This is a genomic window from Vagococcus fluvialis, assembly GCF_048815235.1.
In the GTDB taxonomy this organism is placed as follows: domain Bacteria; phylum Bacillota; class Bacilli; order Lactobacillales; family Vagococcaceae; genus Vagococcus.
In genome coordinates this window covers 90,309-109,916 of record NZ_JBMEAO010000003.1, presented here as the reverse complement: position 1 = coordinate 109,916, position 19,608 = coordinate 90,309, and the positions used below count along the sequence as shown (strand labels likewise).

Here is a 19,608-nt window from a genome sequence, read left to right as displayed (position 1 = left end):
AACTTCTATTCTCAACTATTCTAACAAATATAAGGACACAATGCGAAAAGAATTACCTTTAAGACAAAAAAAGCTTCTAGCAAAAGCTAGAAGCATCTGTTTTAGTCTCTTCCAAAGATACGTAATAAGGATAAGAATAAGTTAACTAAGTCTAAGTAAAGTGTTAACGCACAATAAATAGCTAAGTTAGAAGCACCAGTCTCACCTTTTTGTTGGTAAAGAACTTTAATTTTTTGATTGTCATAAGCTGTTAAACCGGCAAAAATAACTACCATTGCTAATGAAATCATTAAATCAACTGGACCACTCTTTAAGAAAAAGACATTTAAAAGAATCGCAATAAAAGCACCAATTAATAGGCTATACATTGCATGTCCCATAGCACTTAAATCTTTTTTAGTAAATACACCGACTAAAGACATACCAATAAATGTTCCTGCAGCTGTTACAAACGCCATCGTTACTGCTGCACCTGAGTACATAGCAATAGTTGCTGAAATGGTAATACCTGTTAAAATTGTGTAGGCAATGTAACCAAAAAATGATTTGCCTGAGTTTGAAAAAGCATTTTTTCCTAAATAAATGACTAATCCAATTTGAACTCCCCACATTAAAAAGAAATTTAATCGGTTGGCAAATAGAAATCCAAATACTTGATTTGCAAAAACATTTAACACTAAGTAAGAAGTAAGGGCACTTAACATGATACCTGCACCTAAGTAACCATATACCTTACTATAAAATTTTGATAAACCAGCTGTACTGGCAACATTTTGATTATTGTCCATCATTATCTGTCACTTCCTCATTTTCATTTATTTTTGTTGGTTTCACCATAACAACAGCATCTAAAACTCGCTCTTCATTATAATTGTGAGCTTTTACAGAAATCGTCACAACTTCCTTCATTTCATCAATGCTAATGATTTCAAAATGAAACGTTAATGTTTCATAATGATACACTGGTTGAATTAAATTAAAAGAAAAATTAACAATATTAGAACCAGGTCCTGGCAAATGTTTTGAGACAACTGACGAAATAATTCCCATTAACATAATACTAGGTACAATTGGTTTTTCATATTCTGTTTTTTCTGCATACTGATGTTGAATAAAAAGTGGATTAGCATCATTAGTTAACCCTAAATAAAGTAACAATTGACTATCTTCAATCGTTTCAGTAATACTTAAATATTCGCCCTCTTTAAGCTCGGTAATAGTTTTCCCAACTCTTTTAGGATGATTTAACATCTTCTCCCACACCCTTCTTGCTTCTAAACAATCAGATTACATATTATTTCTAATGGTATTACCTAATAAACGTTCATAAGCTACTTCAAACTTTTGAACATCCCCAGCGCCCATAAAAATAACAACTGCATCTTCATGATCTAATAAAGGAGACATATCATCTAACTTAACGACTGAACCACCTTTTTGGATTTTATTTCCTAAATCTTCAATTTTAACTTCACCTACATTTTCACGAGCTGAACCAAAAATATCACATAGGTAAACACTATCTGCTAAATCTAAAGACGTCGCAAAGTCATCCATTAAAGCAATTGTTCTTGTAAACGTATGCGGTTGGAAAACTGCTATAATTTCTTTATTAGGGTATTTTTGTCTTGCTGCATCAATGGTTGCCTTAATTTCAGCTGGGTGATGAGCGTAGTCATCAACTAAAATCATATCTGCTACTTTTTTCTCACTAAAGCGACGTTTAACCCCATTAAATGTTTTCATTTCTTTAGCTACTAAAGTCATATCTAAGCCCTCTAAATAACTAATTGAAATAACACTTAAAGCATTCATAACATTATGTAAGCCAAATGCCGGCACCATAAACGTACCGATTTTTTCATTTTTATGATAGACATCAAAATTAGAACCTTCAGTTGTTCTTTCGATATTTTTCGCTTGGAAATCATCTGCTTCTTTAACGCCGTAATAATAAACGGGTACATCAGATTTTAATTTTCTTAAGTACTCATCATCTCCAAAGGCAACAATCCCTTTATTGACACCTTCACTGAAAGTTTGGAAGGCACTAAAAACATCATCAATGCTTTCGTAGTAATCTGGATGATCAAAATCAACGTTTGTAATAATCGCATAATCTGGTTTATATGATAAGAAATGACGACGGTATTCACATGCTTCAAATGCAAAGAATTCAGCATCTTTTTCCCCATGTCCTGTACCATCTCCGATTAAGTAACTAGTTGGTTTTATCCCTGATAACACATGAGCTAAAAGGCCAGTTGTACTTGTTTTACCATGAGATCCTGTTACTGCAATACTTGTATAAAGATTAATAAACTCACCTAAGAAACGGTGGTATCTAATCACTTTAAGCCCTTTTTTTAAAGCGGCTTGAATCTCTTCATGAGTATCTGGAAATGCATTTCCAGCAATTATAATTAAATCATCTTCAATGTTTTCTTCACTAAAGGGTAAAATTTTAATATTTGCTAACTCAAGCTCTCTTTGTGTGAAAAAATATTTCTCTACATCTGAGCCTTGAACTTTAAATCCTTTTTGATGTAATAGCAATGCCAAAGAACTCATTCCTGATCCTTTGATTCCGACAAAATGATATGTCTTATTTTTATGAATTTCCATAAAAATCCCCTTTTCCTTCGTACATTATTCTTAATGTTCTTTAATAAATGTCTCCATTATTATCATACAGTTTTTATAAATAATCAATAAAAAATACTTACACGAAAAAAGCAAGTCGTGTAAGCATTTCAATCAATCGAAATAATTACTATCTAGCCCACTGCTACCTTCATCTGCTATGATACCCGATAGTGTTTTTTCTAATCTTTGGTTTTTTTTCTTTTCTGGGAAAGTACCAATTGATTCAGTATTCTCCTCAGAAATCATTTCAACTTGATCGATGATTGGATCTAAAATCACATCATCTTCCAGTAATAATAAGCCACCACTGGAAACTTTTCTTAATTCATCTACAATAACGTCACGACTATGTCTTGGTCTTTCATTACTATCATCAATTAAAGAGGCAGGAATATGTTTTGGTTTAAACATTCCACTACCTTTTGCTCCTGGTAGGTTGTATGAAGATTCAAATTTTGAGCGTTTGCGGTCCACTTTATTATATTTCGCATTGCCATAAGTATCTGTCTCAACCAAATTATTTGAAAATGTTGATTGAGGAGAGACATACTCTTTAGAGCTTGTTTCTACATAAGTATGATTGTTTAACGTTTTACGTTCTTGATCAACTTTCACTTCTTTCTGGAGAAACACAGCAGTTCTCTCTCTTGGAATGGCTTTAATTTCCTCTTGAACAGGAGTATTTTTTTCAGTATAACCAAAATAATCTGGCTCATCTACCATATCAATCGGATCAATATTTAATGTTTTTATTTTATTTATTTCATTCTTTTTTCGGCTACCTAAATTAGACTCTTGTTTTTTATAAACAAAGCCGTCATCTAAGATATCTTTTAAAAATTCTCTTTTATTGTTTTTTACAAGTTTTACGCCTATTTCATCATCATAGGCTGGAAAACGAAAATGTTGTCTTTTATCTGAAAGATTTAACATTGCTATCATTCCTTTTAGTTCACTGAGTCTAGTCTATCATAATCTACTTAAGAAAAAAACAAGAAATGAACAATAATAAAAAAAAGATGTTGATTTATTCAACATCTTTCATGATTCCTTTAGAATCCTTTAAAAATTTTCCAAATTACAGGGATATACACATCTAATAACGGGGCAACAACACCAAAAAGAAAGACACTTCCTATTAGAACTGAAATAAGTACGCCACCGATTTTTTTGGATTTTTTCAATACGAAATAAATCACTATTGCAAGTAACACAAGTATTAAAATAATTGCTAGTTCTTTTGATTGAAAATCAATAGCTTGTCCATTAAGGAGTTTACTAACAATTTGTGAATAGAAAAACCATACTAATTCCACAACATAAAGAATCAATACTGATATCAGAATCCATTTTGATTTACCTTGTCCGCTTTTGTTAGCCATAATTACACCTTCCTTCTATTTTCACCACGTTTACCACGAACAGAATTATAACAAAATTTTCTGTTATTGTGAATTATTTTATTTGAATTTATTTTAAATATTTCTCAAAAAAATAAGTTATGATTAAAAAAATGGCTTTCACTTTTTTCTTCTTTAACTTTTCTAAGATATTGTTGATAAAAACAAGATTGTAACAAGTATGTCAAATCATTACCTTTTTGTTAAGATTTCTTGTAAAAATTGCTTTTTAAAATGCGTCATGCTATATTTAAACTACATTAATTTTATTTATAAGCAAAATTTAGTTTTATTTTTAAGAAGTTTATTTACATTGGCGCAGCTAAAGAGCTGCAATGAGCATTAGAGGTAGGGATTGCATCACTTAAACGAGAAATGATATTCAATTGAGCAATAGTTAGGAACGCTTTACATATAAATACAATCTAATCAGATAGCCACTATTATTATCAATAAATAATAGTGGCTATCGTCAATTTAAAAGAGATAGTGTCATAAGTTTGCAACTTACAACGCTATCTCTTTTTATTAACTATTTATTTAATGATGTTAGAAACCATTTCTGGTGCATTTTCAATCGTATCAGCTACTGGACAAGTACGATTAATAAAATCGACATAAGCAGCTATCTCTTCGTCTGTGTTATCAGCATCTATATAGAAATTAGTAATAATTTTAGAGAATCCTACTTTAGCATCAGGATTTTTCCCCATAAAACCATCTGTATCCAATTCTCCTTCTAACTCAATACGAATGCTATTGATTTTCATTTTATGTAATCTAGCAAAACTTTTAGCAACGATTACTTTACATGCCCCTAATGAGTTCAGTAGCGCTTCAACAGGATTCATCCCAACATTAGTCCCACCTAAACTTTTTGGCTCATCTAAAAAGAACTCAAACTCTCTTGATTTACATGATACTTTCAATCCTGATACACTTTCCACTACTGCTTCAAATTTTTCAACTGCCATTTGATATTCCCCCTTGAATTCGTTTACAAGTTAAAGATATCACATATAGGTACCGTTTCCCATCGTTTGTGAAAAATAATACATTAAAGATAGGTATTTTCTATTATTGTAAGTACATTACTCCAAATGCAACAGCGTTATTAACAAAGTGAAGAAATATACTATATCTAATATCTTTTGTATAAAGATAGGTTAAACCTAAAACAGCACCCATAACAGAATAGTAGATTAAACTTAAAGACGGGCTTGTTTCATGAATCAAACCAAATACTAAAGCACTGCTTAATATAATGAAAAGTTTTCCAAATTTTGCTTCTGGCTTGTAAAACAAATTAAAAAAGATACCTCTAAAAATTAATTCTTCTGATATCGGAGCAATAATCACTCCTGAAATAGCCATAGAAATAGGAGCACTTAAAAACAATTCTTCAATTAGTTGTTGATTTTCTGGTGTTTCAATAGTAAATAAATTGTTGAAAACCCAATCCATTCCCATAACAATCATGTACATAGCTATTAAAAATAAAATAATTTCTTTGGTTGGGGATACACGATTAACCTTAAAACCATTTTTATTAATGCCTTTTTTATAATAGTTGATAAAAAATCGAATGATAAAAATATTAATAATCGTTTGGACTAAAGCAATAATCATATCTGGCATAGGAAAAAATAATAACATGTCAGGTAAACCATATAAAATACTTAACATAACTAATATTAATAAACTTTTCACCAAACTTAACCCTAACTTCCAATAACTTTTTGACGACTTTTCCATGTAACTTCTCCTCTTTATAAAAAAAGCCTAAGAAAATTCTTTGTACACTTAAACGTATACGAAAAAAATCCCCTTAGACCTATTATTATTTATTTAAACGTTCGTTTAACTCTTTAGCTAAATCTTCAAATCCTGGTTTACCAAGAAGAGCAAACATATTTTTCTTGTAAGCTTCTACTCCTGGTTGATCAAATGGATTCACACTGTTTAAGTACCCTGAGATACCAACTGCGATTTCAAAGAAGTACATTAAGTAACCTAATGTGTAAGCATTTGTTTCAGGAATCGTGATAACAAAGTTTGGCACGTCTCCATCAGTATGAGCTAATAAAGTTCCTTCAAAAGCTTTTGTATTAACAAAGTCAATTTCTTTCCCTTGAATATATCCTAAGCCATCTAAGTCTAAGTCCATTTCAGGAATTGTTAAGTCGTGACGAGCTTTATCTACTTTGATAACTGTTTCAAAGATGTTACGACGTCCTTCTTGAATGTATTGACCTAATGAGTGTAAATCAGTTGAGAAGTTAGCACTTGATGGGTAGATTCCTTTTTGGTCTTTACCTTCTGACTCACCAAATAATTGTTTCCACCACTCAGAGAAGTACTGTAAGCTTGGCTCATAGTTAATTAATAACTCAGTTACTTTTCCTTTACGGTATAAAACGTTACGTAATGCAGCATATTGATAAGCTTCGTTTGTTGCTAAGTCATCTGAACTATAAGCAGTACGAGCATCAGCTGCTCCAGTCATTAAATCATCAATGTTTGCTCCAGTTACTGCTATTGGTAATAAACCTACTGCAGTAAGAACTGAGAAACGTCCACCAACATCATCAGGAATAACAAAAGTTTCCCAATTTTCAGCATCTGCTTCTACTTTAACTGCTCCACGTTCTTTGTCAGTTGTAGCGTAGATACGTTTATTCGCTTCTTCTTTACCATATTTTTTAATTAATAATTCTTTAAATACTCTAAAAGCAATAGCTGGTTCAGTTGTTGTTCCTGATTTAGAAATAACATTTACTGAGAAATCACGATCACCGATAATGTGGATTAAGTCTGTTAAGTAAGAAGAGCTGATACTATTTCCAGCAAAAAAGACTTGTGGTGCTTTTCTTTCTTCATTATCTAATAAATTATAGAATGAATGATTTAGGAAATCAATTGCAGCTTTCGCTCCTAAATAAGACCCTCCAATACCAATGACAACTAATACTTCTGAATCAGATTGAATTTTTGTAGCTGCTTCTTTAATTCTTGCAAATTCTTCTTTGTCATAATTTACAGGTAAATCAATCCATCCTAGATAATCACTACCTGCACCTGTACCTTCAATTAATGATTTATGCGCTGCACTAACTTCAGCTTGCATGTATCCTAACTCGTGTTCACCTACGAATTTACCAATGTTAGAATAATCAAAACTAATATGTGACATAACCATCCTCCTATATTTTAAGTGTTGCTCACTATAATACCCTTACATTCTACCATTTTTTAGATTGTTTCACATCTATTTTCTGAAAAAAGAAAAACTTGTTACCTGTAACAAAGACGTCTATACCAATCCTTGGCTAACCATTGCTTCTGCAACTCTAGCAAAACCAGCAATATTTGCTCCAGCTACTAAGTCAAATTCTCCTACGTACTCAAGAGACGTTTGACGTGATGTTTCATAAATATTTTTCATAATTTGATTTAGTTGATGGTCAACTTGTTCAAAAGTCCATGGTAAACGTTGTGCGTTTTGTGCCATCTCTAATGCTGAGACTGCTACTCCACCAGCATTTGCTGCTTTTCCTGGACAATAAATAATAGCATTTTCTTTTAACACTTCAAGAGCTTCTAAAGTTGTTGGCATATTAGCTCCTTCTGCCACAAGTTGAACACCATTTTCCGCTAATTTTTTAGCTGATTCTACAGGGATTTCATTTTGTGTCGCACACGGTAAAGCAATATCATATTTAAAATCAATATCCCAAATATTAGTATTCTCATAAAAGACGGCATTTGGACGATTCTCTAGGTATGAATTGATTCGTCCACGTTTGACTTCTTTAATCTCTTTAACTAAATCTAAATCTAAGCCATCAGGATCAATGATACTACCTGAAGAATCACAACAGCCATAAACGGTTGCTCCTAGTTCTTGGGCTTTCTCAGCAGCATAAATAGCCACATTTCCACTTCCAGAAACAAGTACTTTTTTACCTTCAATGCTATCATTTCGATCATTTAGTAAATGTTGTACAAAATAAACCAATCCGTATCCAGTTGCTTCTTTACGCCCTAGGCTTCCCCAATAAGCTAAAGGTTTTCCAGTTAAAACGCCTGTTTGATAACCATTTAGACGTTTGTATTCACCAAACATGTAACCAATTTCTCTAGCCCCTACACCAATATCCCCTGCTGGCACATCTTCATTCGGCCCAATATATTTTTGTAATTCTTGCATAAAGCTTTGGCAAAAACGCATGATTTCTCCGTCAGATTTTCCTTTAGGGTCAAAATCACTCCCGCCTTTTCCTCCACCAATTGGTAAACTAGTTAAACTATTTTTAAAAATTTGTTCAAATCCTAAAAACTTAATAATACTTTGGTTTACAGTTGGATGGAATCTTAAACCACCTTTATACGGTCCAAGAGCAGAGTTGTATTGAACTCGGTATCCAGTATTCACACACCATCCACCTTGATCGTCCATCCAAGGAATTCTAAATTCAATAATTCTTTCTGGAATCAATAATAGTTCTAAGACATTTTTTTCTACGTACTCAGGACGTTTTTCTAAGAATGGAGAGATTGTTCCCATAAACTCAGCAACAGCTTGTAAGTATTCTTTTTGTTCAGGATACTTTTCTTTTAAATTAGTTTCTAATTTCTCTAAATATTGTTTTACTTCTGTCATGTAAACACGCCCTTTATTTTTTAATAAATTTAGTATAGCTCAATTTTTTCAAAATTCAACTTAATTTGTCAGAATATTTTAAATTTATTTATTGGATTAAAATATGATAGAATAGTAAACGCAAATAAGGAGGTCATCTAAATGACAAATTTTGACGTAATTGTTGTCGGTGGTGGAACAAGTGGTATGATGGCTGCTATTTCCGCTGCTGAAAACGGAGCAAACGTTGCTATAATAGACAAAAATAGAATGTTAGGTAAAAAGCTACGATTAACTGGTGGTGGGCGTTGTAATGTAACAAATAATCGTCCGCCTGAAGAGATCATTAATTTTATCCCTGGTAACGGTAAATTTTTATATAGTGCTTTTTCACAATTTACCAACTACGATATTATGGAGTTTTTCGAATCAAATGGGGTTCCACTAAAAGAAGAGGATCACGGTCGTCTATTCCCTGTCGCTAATCAGTCTAAAGCGATTATTGAAGGCCTTTCGAATAAACTTAAAGAACTTGGTGTAACTTTTATATTAAAAACAACAGTTAAATCTTTAGTTGAAAAAGAAGGACAGATGGCTGGTGTTATTACTGAAGACGGAAAAGAATATTCAGCACCTTGCGTTATTTTAACAACTGGTGGAAAAACATTTCAGTATACAGGTTCAACAGGAGATGGGTATAAATTAGCAAAAAAACTGGGTCATACAGTAACTCCTCTTTTCCCAACAGAATCACCTATTAAGTCAAAAGATTCTTTTGTTACAGAAAAAACTTTACAAGGCTTATCTTTAAGAGACATTAAATTATCTGTGTTAGATCAGAAAAACAAACTTATTGTTGAACATGAAATGGATTTATTATTCACCCACTTTGGTGTATCTGGTCCTGCTGCACTTAGATGTAGTATGTTCGTCAACAAAGAACTAGAAAAAAATTATGGAGATGTTCATCTCAGTTTAGATGCCTTACCCAAATTAAGTCACTCAGATATGATTCATTTAATAGAAGAAAGAATAACAGATTCAGGCAATAAATCTGTTAAAAATGGTCTGAAAAATATTTTACCTGAAAGATACCTTGATTTTCTACTTCAACAAGTTTCGATTGATTTAGATAAACCTCTCAAACAACTAACTGATAACGAGAAAAATGATTTTGCTACTATTGTTAAGGACTTTTCATTTACAGGATATGACACCTACCCATTAGATAAATCTTTTGTAACGGGTGGTGGAATTCATCTAAAAGAAGTTAATCCAAAAACTATGGAAAGTAAACTTGTTAACGGTCTTTTCTTTGCTGGTGAATTACTAGATGTTAATGGTTATACTGGTGGTTATAACATTACAGCGGCCTTTGTAACAGGACATGTTGCAGGTAAACACGCTGCTGAAATTTCAAGTTATTTCAAATATTAAAAAAACGCCCTAAACTGGGCGTTTTTTTATTCTGTTATATCAACATATTTACTATTTAATAATTTTATTAATTCATTGGGATTAATTACTATTTGTAGGCCTCTCATACCTGCTGAGCAACGAATGATGTCCAATTCTTCTGCTTCAACAGCAAAAAAGGTTGGAAACTGTTTTTTCATCCCTACTGGAGAACAGCCACCGTGGACATAACCTGTTAAAGGCTCTAACTCTTTCATGGGAAGCATCTCAACTTTTTTATTGCCACTCACTTTAGCTATTTTTTTTAGGTCTAATTCTTTATCTCCTGGTACAACAGCGACTATTGGGCCCGTCTTGTTCCCAACAGCTACTAGCGTTTTGAAAATAGTGTTTTCAGAAATCCCCATCCCCTTTGCGGCACTTTTCGCATCTAGATGATTTTCTACTACTTCATACTCAGCTAAAGTAAAAGGGATTTTTTTTTGTTCTAAAAATCTAACTGCATTAGTTTTTAGTGGTTTTTTCTTTACCAAAACAAGCACCTTCATTTCTATTCCCAATAATATCTAACCCTTGTCTAAGTTCAGGAATCGCCATTTGTCCTGGAGCAGTTGCATACTTATCTGAAGAAGCAAAAGTTAAAACAGAACCAAATAACTCACCAGTTAATCGTGTTAAACGACCTTTTTCACCCATTCCAATTAAAATAAACGGAATATCTTCTCTCTCCGAATTAACTTTATTTGAACTTTCTAGTATTGTTAAAACATCGTCCATTGATTGGGGCATCATTGCCACTTTACAAATATCTGCACCTAAATGTCTCATGTCATAAACTGTTTCAGTTAATTCTGCTGTTGATGGTGTTTTGTCGAAATCATGACTTGATAATAATACTTTAACGTTATTCTTTTTAGCATATTCGATTAAGTCTGTTTCATAATCTAAAAGTTTAGCTAACTCAATATCAATAATATCAACTAAACCAGTGTGAACCATGTATCTATTAAGTTCAAAATAGTAATCTAACTCAATATCTTGCCCGCCACCTTCTGCTAGCGTTCTAAACGTAAATATTAAAGGTTTATCTTCTATTGCATAGCGAATAAAATAAGCAGCTTTTCTCATAAACGAAATGTCATTGATATACATAAAATAATCTGCTCGCCATTCAATCACATCACAATCCATTTTACTAATTCTTAAAGCCTCGGCGAATAATTCTTCAAAATTATTTGCTACTAATGAGACACAAACTTTTGGTTGTCCTGCCCCTAGTGTTATATTTCTTACCTTCAAATTAGACATACTATATCGTTCCCATCTTTTAATCTATTTCATAAACTAGTACTTTCAAGTAATTCCCATCTTTAAACTCTTGAGACACAACAAAATCTTGTGGTAGTCTAAATGATTTCGTTAATCGCCCACTACGCCCTGTCTCGTTTATTCCTTTTTCAACCATTTTTTTGAATTTATCAAAAGGAACATTAGCTGCATTAGTAGAAGCTATTAATACACCATCTTTATTTAAAATTTCTACGGCTTCAGTCGTTAACTTACTATAATCTTTTGCAACTGAAAATGTTTTTTTCTTATTTCGAGCAAAGCTAGGTGGGTCTAGAACAACAACATCATAGCTTAACCCTTTTTTAGTAGCGTATTTAAAGTAGTTAAAAACATCCATAACAATTATTCTTTGTTTGTCTAAATCCATTTGATTAACCGAAAATTGTTCTTGTGTTTTTTCTAGACTTCGTTTAGCTAAATCCACACTCGTTGTTTCAGACGCGCCACCTGCTACAGCAGCAACTGAAAACGCTCCTGTATAACTAAACATATTAAGTACTGTTTTATTTTTAGCTAGCCCTTCGCTTAACATCCCACGAACTTCTTTTTGATCTAGAAAAATACCAGTCATTAAACCTTCGTTCATATAAGTTGCATAAGTCACATTATTTTCTTTAACTAATAATGGTTCACTAGCCTCTTTCCCTGAAACAAATTGTGATTCTGGTAACTCATCCGTTTTATATCTTATTTTTTCATAAATCCCTTTAATGTTTGGTAGTGTTTCTTCTATGGCTTCTAAAAGTAATGGTTTAAACCCGTAAATGGATTCGTTATACCATGAAATGACTAGGTAACCATCGTACCAGTCAATCGTAAAACCACCAAATCCATCTCCCTCACCATTAAACAAACGAAAAGCTGTTGTTTCTGTTTGTTTAAAAAAATGTTTTCTCTTATCAAATGCTTTACTCATTATGTCTTTAATTAATTCTTTGTTAATTTCTTTAGTTTCATCAAAGCTAATTATCCAACCTAATCCTTTGTTTTGTTGACCTAAATAGCCATATCCTACAAAATAATTTGACTGAGAAACAAATTTGACCCATTCTGATTCATTTTCTATGGATTTATTCTCTAAGAATAGATCTTCTTGATGAATTAACGGGTATTTTTGGTTAAATTTGTTTAATGCTTTATTATTAATTTTTATTTGTCTCATTTAAATGCCCTTTTCTAATATTTTCTTCTCATTATCTACTATATCAGTTTCTTTCAATGTGAGCCACAATTATTTGCCCTAGACTAAAGTCTGATTTCCTTATTTCTAATACCTTTCTAATTGACACCCATTTCTTAAGAAGGTAAAATATGATAGTATGTTTAATTTACTACGGATTTAATAAACAAGGGTTGGAATATAGAAAGGAAGTCTAATGTGAAACATAATTACTATAAAAATATACTAAATACGAGGTTGGGGTTTTTTAGTCTTTTAGCCATACTATTTTGGGTAAAAAATATCATGGCCTACTTAGTAGATTTTAACTTAGGAATTGAAAATCCTTTTCAATACTTCATTTTATTTCTAAGTCCCATCGCTTCGACGCTGTTTTTATTTTCAGCTGCACTTTATGTCAAGCGACCAAAAACAGCTTATATATCACTAATTGTGATCGCTGCTTTAACAAATTTACTATTATTCTCAAATGTCATTTACTACCGAGAGTTTTCTGATTTCATTACAGTTAATACTATGTTAGGAGCTGGTAAAGTTTCTTCTGGTTTAGGAGAAAGTGCTCTACGTATGTTTAGACCATACGACGTTCTTTACTGGATTGACTTAATTGTTATTATCGGATTACTTGGATTTAAAAAAATCAAAATTGATGAACGACCAATTAAAGCAAGAACTTCATTAGCTATTACAAGTTTTGCTGTCTTCTTATTTGCGGCAAACTTAACGTTAGCTGAGATGGACAGACCAGAATTATTAAAAAGAACTTTCTCACGTGACCACATCGTTAAATATTTAGGTATGAACGTTTTTACTGTTTATGATGGTGTTCAAACTTATCACGCTAACCAACGTCGTGCTCAAGCCAGTGAAAATGATTTAGTTGATGTACAAAACTATGTTAAAGAACATCAACCAACTCCAAATCCTGATACATTTGGAATTGCAAAAGGAAAAAATGTTATCTATATTCATTTAGAAAGTTTCCAACAATTTTTAATTGATTACAAATTAAAAGATGAAAATGGTGTGGAACATGAAGTAACACCATTTATCAACAGTCTATATCATTCAAATGAAACATATAGCTTTAGTAATGCCTTCCATCAAGTTGGATCAGGTAAGACAAGTGATGCTGAAACAATGTTAGAAAATTCATTTTTCGGTCTTGGGCAAGGACCACTATTTACTCAACTAGGTGATAAAAACACCTTCCAAGCAGCTCCAGCTATCTTAAATCAAGAAGCTGGTTACACAAGTGCTGTATTCCACGGAAATGGTGGAGCATTCTGGAATCGTAATGAAACTTATAAGCATTTAGGTTATGAGTATTTCTTTGACGCTAGTTACTATGATGTAACGTCTGATAATTCATTCCAATATGGCTTACACGATAAGCCGTTTATGGAACAATCAGTTCAATATTTAGAACATTTACAACAACCCTTTTACTCTAAATTTATTGCTGTGACAAACCACTATCCTTATTCTCAATTTAAAGGAGATGAAGCTGGTTTCCCTGTAGCTAATACACCAGATCCAACTATTAATGGCTACTTCGCAACTGCAAATTATTTAGATAAAGCCGTAGAAGAATTCTTTACTTACTTGAAAAAAAGTGGTCTTTATGAAGATTCAATCATCGTTATGTACGGTGACCACTATGGTATTTCAAACTCAAGAAACAAATACTTAGCTGAACTAGTTGGAGAGTCTAAAGATGACTGGAATGAATGGAATGATGCTCAAATGCAACGTGTTCCTGTTATGTTCCATATTCCTGGACAAAACAATGGTAAAATTTCTGAAACTTATGGTGGACAAGTAGATATCCTACCTTCTCTTTTACATTTATTAGGTATTGATACATCTAACTACATCCAATTAGGACAAGATTTATTCGCTGAAGATCGTGATCAAATTGTTGCCTTCAGAAACGGGACATTCGTAACACCTAAATATACCGTTATTGGACAATCTGTTTACTTGAACGAAACAGGTGAATTATTAACTGAGTTAACTGAAGAACAAGCAGCTGAAGTTGAGTTTGCTCGAGAGAAATCAAGCACTCAATTAACCATGTCAGATGCCTTAACAAATGGTGATTTACTACGATTCTATACTGAAAGTGGTTTAGAACCTGTTAATCCAGATGATTATGATTATAAAAATTCTCTAGATAAGTTACTTCAAATTGAAAAAGATAAAGGTGACAAATCAACAAGCGTCTTCTCTCAACATGGTAATAAATCTACTCAAGATATGTACGAAACAAGAACATATCAAGATTACTATGGTCCTAAAGAAAAAGACGAGACTAAAACTTCAACAACAACAAAAGAAGAATAATATAAAAAAAGACTTTAGTTTTCATGCTAAAGTCTTTTTTATTCATATTTTTTTCACAACTACTCGGTATAATTTTAATATGGAGGTACAGTTGATGACCAATTTAAAGCAATCATTTAAAGCTGCGCAATATCATAAGAGAATGACCATTAGCTTGTTCTTCTTCTTTTCATTATTCTTATTCCTATTAACTTTTGTCTCGCAATTAATTGAGACACAAAAATTCAATTTAACGTTCATGTTAAATAAATGGGAGCAGTTAAAACATTATTTACCTACATCAAATAGTCATTTTCATGAACGATTATTATTTAGTAATGATCTCATTTTGAAGTTTTACGACAATATACGTTTGATACTAATTATTTCATCTTTTATTGTATTCTTTTTCCTTAGCCTTCATGCTACAAGATCAAGAAAAGAAGAAATTTATTCTCTAAACTATATTGGTATCAAACGAAGAAAGATACTTCCTCGTTTACTTCTAGAATTACTATTTCCTGTTATCTTAAGTCTGCCTATTATTTTTTGTTTACTTTTGGTCTTTCACAATCAATTTGTAGATAAAAGCATAGAAGTAAATCAACAGGTCCTTAGACACTATTTCGGAACTGAAGAAGTTATTCAAAAGAAACGAGAGGAAAGTTTTATAGAAAGCTCTGCTCTTACAAATCAAACTAGCAACTCAAATGAAGAGACAACTTTAATACCTTATAACAAAACTTCCATATTCGATATCAATATGGTTACTAACTCATCTACTCATATGATAAAAACCTTAATCATTAATTTTGTCCTACTCTATATTAATATGTTAATTGCTTATATTGTAGGATTTTATAGTTACACGACTCTAGGATTTAGACGAAGGAGACTGATTGAATGATTCAAATCAATCACAAAGAGAATAGACTACCTCTTGAATTACTTACAGATAAAATGACACTTTTGTATGATTCTTCTAATGAATTAAAACAAGACAACATTATCCAATTATTAAAGCATTACAAAGAAGAAAAATATTATGGGATTTTAGGAAGAGATAATAACATGATTCCCTTCTTATCCATATCAGATAATCTTCTATTAAATATTTCGAAAAAAAGTAAAAAAGATTTTTTAAAAAATCTCCAATACTTTTTAGAGCAATTCAAACTAGACTCATTAACCTTAAATAAAGCAGCTTCTAGTTTAACTAACTACGAACAACTTGTTTTACAAATAAGTCGAGGTATCATCTTAAACCAAACAATTATTTTGTTTGACCATCATCAAAATAATATAGATTCTGAGAAATTTTTGATCAATATTATGCCAATTCTCAGTCGAATTGCCCACCAGAAAAATGCGACTATTGTTATTTGCACCTCTAATATTGAAGTGGCAAAGAGTCCTTACTATGATCAATGTCTACTACTTTCTGAACTATTCTCAAACCAATCTAAATTAAATTAGATTGGTTTTTTATTATCTACCTATATTAAAGACTCTTTTTAAACCAACTCATTTTGTTTTTAATCTGTTTCATAATATACTTATAAAGTAGAAAAAAGCAATTTACTGGAGGTTTTTAAACAATGTCAAATGTAGAGAAAATTAAGGCTGAAGATTTTGTAGTTGGGCAAACTTTTATTAGTGAGAATTACCAAGTTCCTTTAGAGGAAATTATTGAGTTTGCATCAAAATATGACCCTCAACCTTTTCACGTAGATGAAGAAAAAGCAAAAGACTCTTTCTTCAAAGAACTTGTTGCTAGTGGTTGGCATACTGCTAGTGTCACAATGAAATTATGGATTGACAGTATTCCTTTTGAAAAAGGAGCCATTGGATTAGGCGTTAACTTAGCTTGGAATAAACCTGTAAGACCTGGTGATGTTTTACACGTTGAAAGTACTATCAAAGAAATAAACCCTTCAAAATCAAGACCAGACCGTATTTATATGGTCATTGAATCAAAAGCTATTGATCAGGACGGATTAGTATGTGAAACAATGACAGCAAATCTGATGACATTTAGATAAAAAAACGTAATAATCTTTTTTAAAGATTATTACGTTTTTTTAGTTTGAACCAAAAGCATCTTGGTCCAGATATAAACTTATATTCTTGTCATCTTTTTTTAACATAGAAACTGGAAAGGATGAATCATTTACTATTTCTACTGTTTTCTTTACAATATGTTGTTTATGTTCCCCAGTTATTACTAAGATAATTTGTTTTGCTTGTAGTATTTGGTTTAAACTTAAAGTTACTCCGCGTTTAATATTATAATCTCTATTAAAATATTTTTTCATAACACTCGTCGTTGTTTCGTCTAAATCAACAATTAGTGCTCCTTCTTGCTGTTTCATATTAGGTTCATTAAAGCCGACATGACCATTCATTCCAACTCCAAGAACTATATAATCAATTCCATTATTTTCTTTAATAAACTGATTTATTTTAGTTACTTCATTCTCTAGTATGTTGTTGCCATTAAAAAAACAAATATTATTTTCACTAATACCAAGCGGGATATATAAATTGTCATACAACGTTTGGGCACAACTCCCTTGTATTTCTCTTCCAATTCCCTCCCATTCATCTAAACTAATGAATTTAGCATCTTTTAATTGTAATTCTCCTTGATTACTCGCATTTACAATGGATTTCATTATAGGTATCGTCGTATCTCCACCCGCAATACAAATTAAAGGATTTGTTTTTTTTGTGAGAATTTCATTTAAATCATTTATTATTCTTAAACCAATTTCTTTATTATTTTGAAGCACTTTTATTTCCATACTTAGACTCCTTTACCCATTATTATAAAAAGACAAGAGTAAATTTCTTGTCTTCTTAATTCTATACTAATGATTATTTATTTGATTACCTATTTTAACCAAATTGTTAAAGCCTATTTCCAAGCTTTTAAAAATGCCTATTTTAGAATAATCTTGTTCAATACAGTAATACTCTACCTTATTAGCTTCTCCCCATTCAACTATTGATACAATATCTACTTCACCTTCTCCAACCTCAGCTAAATTATTCTCCATGTCTGTTAAATCAAAACCTGATTGATAATCTTTAAGATGTATAATTGGAGCACGACCACTATATTTTTTTATACTCTCAACTGGATTTTCTCCTGCGATTGTCATCCAATAAGTATCAGGTTCTGGATAAACTACATAGCCATTTTCAGGATCAGTAATATAATCCAATACCTTTCTGCCTTCGATTACATTATTATAATCGTACTCTGGATTATGTAATCCAACCCTAAAACCCAGTGGTCCTAACTTTTCGACTGCTTCTAATAGTTTTATTTTAGTTTTAATATACCCTTTGGTGTGTTGCTCTTCATCATCGATGTATTTATCATAAATAGTTTTACAACCAAATTCATAACATTCCTCTATAATGCCATCTAAATCAGTCATAAATCTATCATGTTTGATATGCATTCCTGCAATGTTAAAATTATGTTTTTTAACTAGTCGACTAATTTCTTTAACCTCGTGACCACGCATTCCATCAATTTGAATTGCCGTAAAACCAATTCTTTTTAACTCTTTCAAAGTTCCTTCTGGATCTTCTTGAAACTCATTTCTAACAGAATACATTTGAGCTGCAATTTTATCCTTAAATACCATAATCTATCCATCTCCTACTTTAAATTTAAAAAAGCAATTTCTTTAGATGTCAAACTTATTTTTCCACCATCAATTGACGAAGACAATTCATTAATTGTTTCTGAACCAATCACTGCTGCTGTTGGAAAAGCTTGATTTAAAACATATGCTAACGATATTTGAATTGGTAAAACATTTTTTTCTTTAGCTAATTGTTGCACTCTATCAAATTTTTCCCAGTTACTTGCAGAATAATAAACATCCACAATTTCCTTATTAGACAAATCATTTTTATCAAATCTTCCAGCAAAAAAACCTTCTGCCTGTGATGACCATGCTATTAATGGTAAATTGACTAATCGATGCCATTCTTTCATTTCTTCATTTGCTGTTACACAATTTGGCCATCTTGGTTGTTTTACACTTGCTAAACTCAAATTTGGGCTATTGAAAGAAATGTTAGTTATTTTATTTTTCTCAGCATACGCCATAGCTTCCTTTATTCTAGGCAATTCCCAATTAGAAAGTCCTATTGCATAGACTCTACCTAACTCAACTTGTCTATGTAAACCTTCCATAATCTCACCAACTTCTTTAGTCGGATCATCTCGATGAAGTGCTAGCATTTCTACATGATTTGTCTTTAGATATTCTAAACTTGTTCTAAGGTCTTCTTCAATCGCTTGAGCATTTACTCTTGGTTTTTCATTTGTATTTCTAATAGGGTGACAACACTTAGTTTCAATGACTACTTTATCACGAATATTTCGCTCTTCCATCCATGTTCCAAGAGCCAATTCACTATGGCGATAATGCCTTGCAGTATCAAAGGAATTCCCACCTTGTTCGATATAACTATCAAGTATTTTCCACGCTTCATCCTTATTATCTAGTCTTAAAAAATCACTTGATCCCATAAAAATATTTGTACACTTAATTTCAATAGAATTATTTTCTTTTTTGCCATTTACGATAATGTGTTTCATTCATATCACTCTCTTATCTTTAATA

At 31.7% G+C, this 19,608-nt stretch carries 20 protein-coding genes; 5 read left to right on the top strand and 15 right to left on the bottom strand.

Annotated elements, in window-relative coordinates; genetic code table 11:
- Positions 1 to 101: 101 nt before the first annotated feature.
- The 9 genes from ACODH8_RS02980 to gdhA all read right to left on the bottom strand — a co-directional run bounded on the left by ACODH8_RS02980 (position 102) and on the right by gdhA (position 8,709).
- A complete protein-coding gene (locus ACODH8_RS02980; protein ID WP_332466235.1) occupies positions 102 to 788 on the bottom strand; it encodes a Bax inhibitor-1/YccA family protein in 687 nt (228 codons plus the stop codon).
- Entirely contained in the window at positions 778 to 1,251 is a 474-nt protein-coding gene (locus ACODH8_RS02975) for a MaoC family dehydratase (RefSeq protein ID WP_332466168.1), read from the bottom strand. Before ACODH8_RS02975 ends, ACODH8_RS02980 begins: the two co-directional genes overlap by 11 nt.
- 36 nt (positions 1,252 to 1,287) lie before the next feature.
- Positions 1,288 to 2,625 carry a UDP-N-acetylmuramate--L-alanine ligase gene (gene murC / locus ACODH8_RS02970; RefSeq protein ID WP_332466167.1) on the bottom strand — a complete coding sequence of 446 codons (1,338 nt, stop codon included), beginning with the start codon at positions 2,623 to 2,625 and terminating at the stop codon, positions 1,288 to 1,290.
- 132 nt (positions 2,626 to 2,757) lie between these two features.
- A complete protein-coding gene (locus ACODH8_RS02965; protein ID WP_332466166.1) occupies positions 2,758 to 3,579 on the bottom strand; it encodes a hypothetical protein in 822 nt (273 codons plus the stop codon).
- 119 nt (positions 3,580 to 3,698) lie between these two features.
- Entirely contained in the window at positions 3,699 to 4,028 is a 330-nt protein-coding gene (locus tag ACODH8_RS02960) for a hypothetical protein (RefSeq protein ID WP_332466165.1), read from the bottom strand.
- Positions 4,029 to 4,582: 554 nt separating this feature from the next.
- Positions 4,583 to 5,020 (bottom strand): OsmC family protein, encoded by a 438-nt coding sequence (locus ACODH8_RS02955; RefSeq protein WP_332466164.1) that lies wholly within the window; start codon positions 5,018 to 5,020, stop codon positions 4,583 to 4,585.
- Between the two features lie 103 nt (positions 5,021 to 5,123).
- The gene (locus ACODH8_RS02950; protein ID WP_332466163.1) at positions 5,124 to 5,801 is read right to left on the bottom strand and encodes a type II CAAX endopeptidase family protein; all 678 of its coding nucleotides are present in this window, start codon (positions 5,799 to 5,801) and stop codon (positions 5,124 to 5,126) included.
- A gap of 85 nt (positions 5,802 to 5,886) precedes the next feature.
- Positions 5,887 to 7,239, bottom strand: coding sequence for a glucose-6-phosphate isomerase (locus tag ACODH8_RS02945; protein WP_332466106.1), 1,353 nt, complete (start codon positions 7,237 to 7,239; stop codon positions 5,887 to 5,889).
- A 120-nt stretch (positions 7,240 to 7,359) separates the two neighbouring features.
- Positions 7,360 to 8,709: an NADP-specific glutamate dehydrogenase gene (gene gdhA / locus ACODH8_RS02940; RefSeq protein WP_332466105.1), complete on the bottom strand. Its 1,350-nt coding sequence runs from the start codon at positions 8,707 to 8,709 to the stop codon at positions 7,360 to 7,362.
- Between the two features lie 141 nt (positions 8,710 to 8,850).
- Here gdhA and ACODH8_RS02935 point away from each other — a divergent pair, with 141 nt between their 5' ends.
- Positions 8,851 to 10,125 carry an NAD(P)/FAD-dependent oxidoreductase gene (locus tag ACODH8_RS02935; RefSeq protein ID WP_332466104.1) on the top strand — a complete coding sequence of 425 codons (1,275 nt, stop codon included), beginning with the start codon at positions 8,851 to 8,853 and terminating at the stop codon, positions 10,123 to 10,125.
- 26 nt (positions 10,126 to 10,151) lie between these two features.
- Here the strand turns inward: ACODH8_RS02935 and ybaK are convergent, their stop codons facing one another.
- Genes ybaK through ACODH8_RS02920 form a run of 3 tightly spaced genes read right to left on the bottom strand, consistent with a single transcriptional unit; the run spans position 10,152 to position 12,616 of the window.
- On the bottom strand, positions 10,152 to 10,652 hold the full coding sequence (gene ybaK / locus ACODH8_RS02930; protein WP_332466233.1) for a Cys-tRNA(Pro) deacylase: 501 nt from the start codon (positions 10,650 to 10,652) through the stop codon (positions 10,152 to 10,154).
- The gene (gene aroD / locus ACODH8_RS02925) at positions 10,609 to 11,412 is read right to left on the bottom strand and encodes a type I 3-dehydroquinate dehydratase (protein WP_332466103.1); all 804 of its coding nucleotides are present in this window, start codon (positions 11,410 to 11,412) and stop codon (positions 10,609 to 10,611) included. The genes ybaK and aroD overlap by 44 nt, the downstream gene beginning before the upstream one ends.
- A 19-nt stretch (positions 11,413 to 11,431) precedes the next feature.
- Positions 11,432 to 12,616: a class I SAM-dependent rRNA methyltransferase gene (locus tag ACODH8_RS02920; RefSeq protein ID WP_332466102.1), complete on the bottom strand. Its 1,185-nt coding sequence runs from the start codon at positions 12,614 to 12,616 to the stop codon at positions 11,432 to 11,434.
- Positions 12,617 to 12,832: 216 nt separating this feature from the next.
- On the opposite strand from ACODH8_RS02920, the gene ACODH8_RS02915 reads away from it, so the two are divergent.
- The 4 genes from ACODH8_RS02915 to ACODH8_RS02900 all read left to right on the top strand — a co-directional run bounded on the left by ACODH8_RS02915 (position 12,833) and on the right by ACODH8_RS02900 (position 17,001).
- The gene (locus ACODH8_RS02915) at positions 12,833 to 14,980 is read left to right on the top strand and encodes an LTA synthase family protein (protein WP_332466101.1); all 2,148 of its coding nucleotides are present in this window, start codon (positions 12,833 to 12,835) and stop codon (positions 14,978 to 14,980) included.
- A gap of 94 nt (positions 14,981 to 15,074) precedes the next feature.
- A complete protein-coding gene (locus tag ACODH8_RS02910) occupies positions 15,075 to 15,866 on the top strand; it encodes a hypothetical protein (protein ID WP_332466100.1) in 792 nt (263 codons plus the stop codon).
- Positions 15,863 to 16,435: a hypothetical protein gene (locus tag ACODH8_RS02905; RefSeq protein WP_332466099.1), complete on the top strand. Its 573-nt coding sequence runs from the start codon at positions 15,863 to 15,865 to the stop codon at positions 16,433 to 16,435. Before ACODH8_RS02910 ends, ACODH8_RS02905 begins: the two co-directional genes overlap by 4 nt.
- Before the next feature lie 122 nt (positions 16,436 to 16,557).
- The gene (locus tag ACODH8_RS02900; RefSeq protein ID WP_332466098.1) at positions 16,558 to 17,001 is read left to right on the top strand and encodes a MaoC family dehydratase; all 444 of its coding nucleotides are present in this window, start codon (positions 16,558 to 16,560) and stop codon (positions 16,999 to 17,001) included.
- Between the two features lie 39 nt (positions 17,002 to 17,040).
- Here the strand turns inward: ACODH8_RS02900 and ACODH8_RS02895 are convergent, their stop codons facing one another.
- The 3 genes from ACODH8_RS02895 to ACODH8_RS02885 form a co-directional block, all read right to left on the bottom strand.
- Positions 17,041 to 17,763 (bottom strand): 6-phosphogluconolactonase, encoded by a 723-nt coding sequence (locus tag ACODH8_RS02895; protein WP_332466097.1) that lies wholly within the window; start codon positions 17,761 to 17,763, stop codon positions 17,041 to 17,043.
- A 66-nt stretch (positions 17,764 to 17,829) separates the two neighbouring features.
- A complete protein-coding gene (locus ACODH8_RS02890; protein ID WP_332466096.1) occupies positions 17,830 to 18,618 on the bottom strand; it encodes a sugar phosphate isomerase/epimerase in 789 nt (262 codons plus the stop codon).
- Between the two features lie 14 nt (positions 18,619 to 18,632).
- Positions 18,633 to 19,583 (bottom strand): aldo/keto reductase, encoded by a 951-nt coding sequence (locus ACODH8_RS02885; RefSeq protein WP_332466095.1) that lies wholly within the window; start codon positions 19,581 to 19,583, stop codon positions 18,633 to 18,635.
- Positions 19,584 to 19,608 lie beyond the last annotated feature (25 nt).

Bases quoted from the DNA above. Each gene is read 5' to 3' on its own strand.
- ACODH8_RS02980 (WP_332466235.1), bottom strand. From the start codon at position 788: ATGGACAATAATCAAAATGTTGCCAGTACAGCTGGTTTATCAAAATTT.
- ACODH8_RS02975 (WP_332466168.1), bottom strand. From the start codon at position 1,251: ATGTTAAATCATCCTAAAAGAGTTGGGAAAACTATTACCGAGCTTAAA.
- murC (WP_332466167.1), bottom strand. From the start codon at position 2,625: ATGGAAATTCATAAAAATAAGACATATCATTTTGTCGGAATCAAAGGA.
- ACODH8_RS02965 (WP_332466166.1), bottom strand. From the start codon at position 3,579: ATGTTAAATCTTTCAGATAAAAGACAACATTTTCGTTTTCCAGCCTAT.
- ACODH8_RS02960 (WP_332466165.1), bottom strand. From the start codon at position 4,028: ATGGCTAACAAAAGCGGACAAGGTAAATCAAAATGGATTCTGATATCA.
- ACODH8_RS02955 (WP_332466164.1), bottom strand. From the start codon at position 5,020: ATGGCAGTTGAAAAATTTGAAGCAGTAGTGGAAAGTGTATCAGGATTG.
- ACODH8_RS02950 (WP_332466163.1), bottom strand. From the start codon at position 5,801: ATGGAAAAGTCGTCAAAAAGTTATTGGAAGTTAGGGTTAAGTTTGGTG.
- ACODH8_RS02945 (WP_332466106.1), bottom strand. From the start codon at position 7,239: ATGTCACATATTAGTTTTGATTATTCTAACATTGGTAAATTCGTAGGT.
- gdhA (WP_332466105.1), bottom strand. From the start codon at position 8,709: ATGACAGAAGTAAAACAATATTTAGAGAAATTAGAAACTAATTTAAAA.
- ACODH8_RS02935 (WP_332466104.1), top strand. From the start codon at position 8,851: ATGACAAATTTTGACGTAATTGTTGTCGGTGGTGGAACAAGTGGTATG.
- ybaK (WP_332466233.1), bottom strand. From the start codon at position 10,652: ATGAAGGTGCTTGTTTTGGTAAAGAAAAAACCACTAAAAACTAATGCA.
- aroD (WP_332466103.1), bottom strand. From the start codon at position 11,412: ATGTCTAATTTGAAGGTAAGAAATATAACACTAGGGGCAGGACAACCA.
- ACODH8_RS02920 (WP_332466102.1), bottom strand. From the start codon at position 12,616: ATGAGACAAATAAAAATTAATAATAAAGCATTAAACAAATTTAACCAA.
- ACODH8_RS02910 (WP_332466100.1), top strand. From the start codon at position 15,075: ATGACCAATTTAAAGCAATCATTTAAAGCTGCGCAATATCATAAGAGA.
- ACODH8_RS02905 (WP_332466099.1), top strand. From the start codon at position 15,863: ATGATTCAAATCAATCACAAAGAGAATAGACTACCTCTTGAATTACTT.
- ACODH8_RS02900 (WP_332466098.1), top strand. From the start codon at position 16,558: ATGTCAAATGTAGAGAAAATTAAGGCTGAAGATTTTGTAGTTGGGCAA.
- ACODH8_RS02895 (WP_332466097.1), bottom strand. From the start codon at position 17,763: ATGGAAATAAAAGTGCTTCAAAATAATAAAGAAATTGGTTTAAGAATA.
- ACODH8_RS02890 (WP_332466096.1), bottom strand. From the start codon at position 18,618: ATGGTATTTAAGGATAAAATTGCAGCTCAAATGTATTCTGTTAGAAAT.
- ACODH8_RS02885 (WP_332466095.1), bottom strand. From the start codon at position 19,583: ATGAAACACATTATCGTAAATGGCAAAAAAGAAAATAATTCTATTGAA.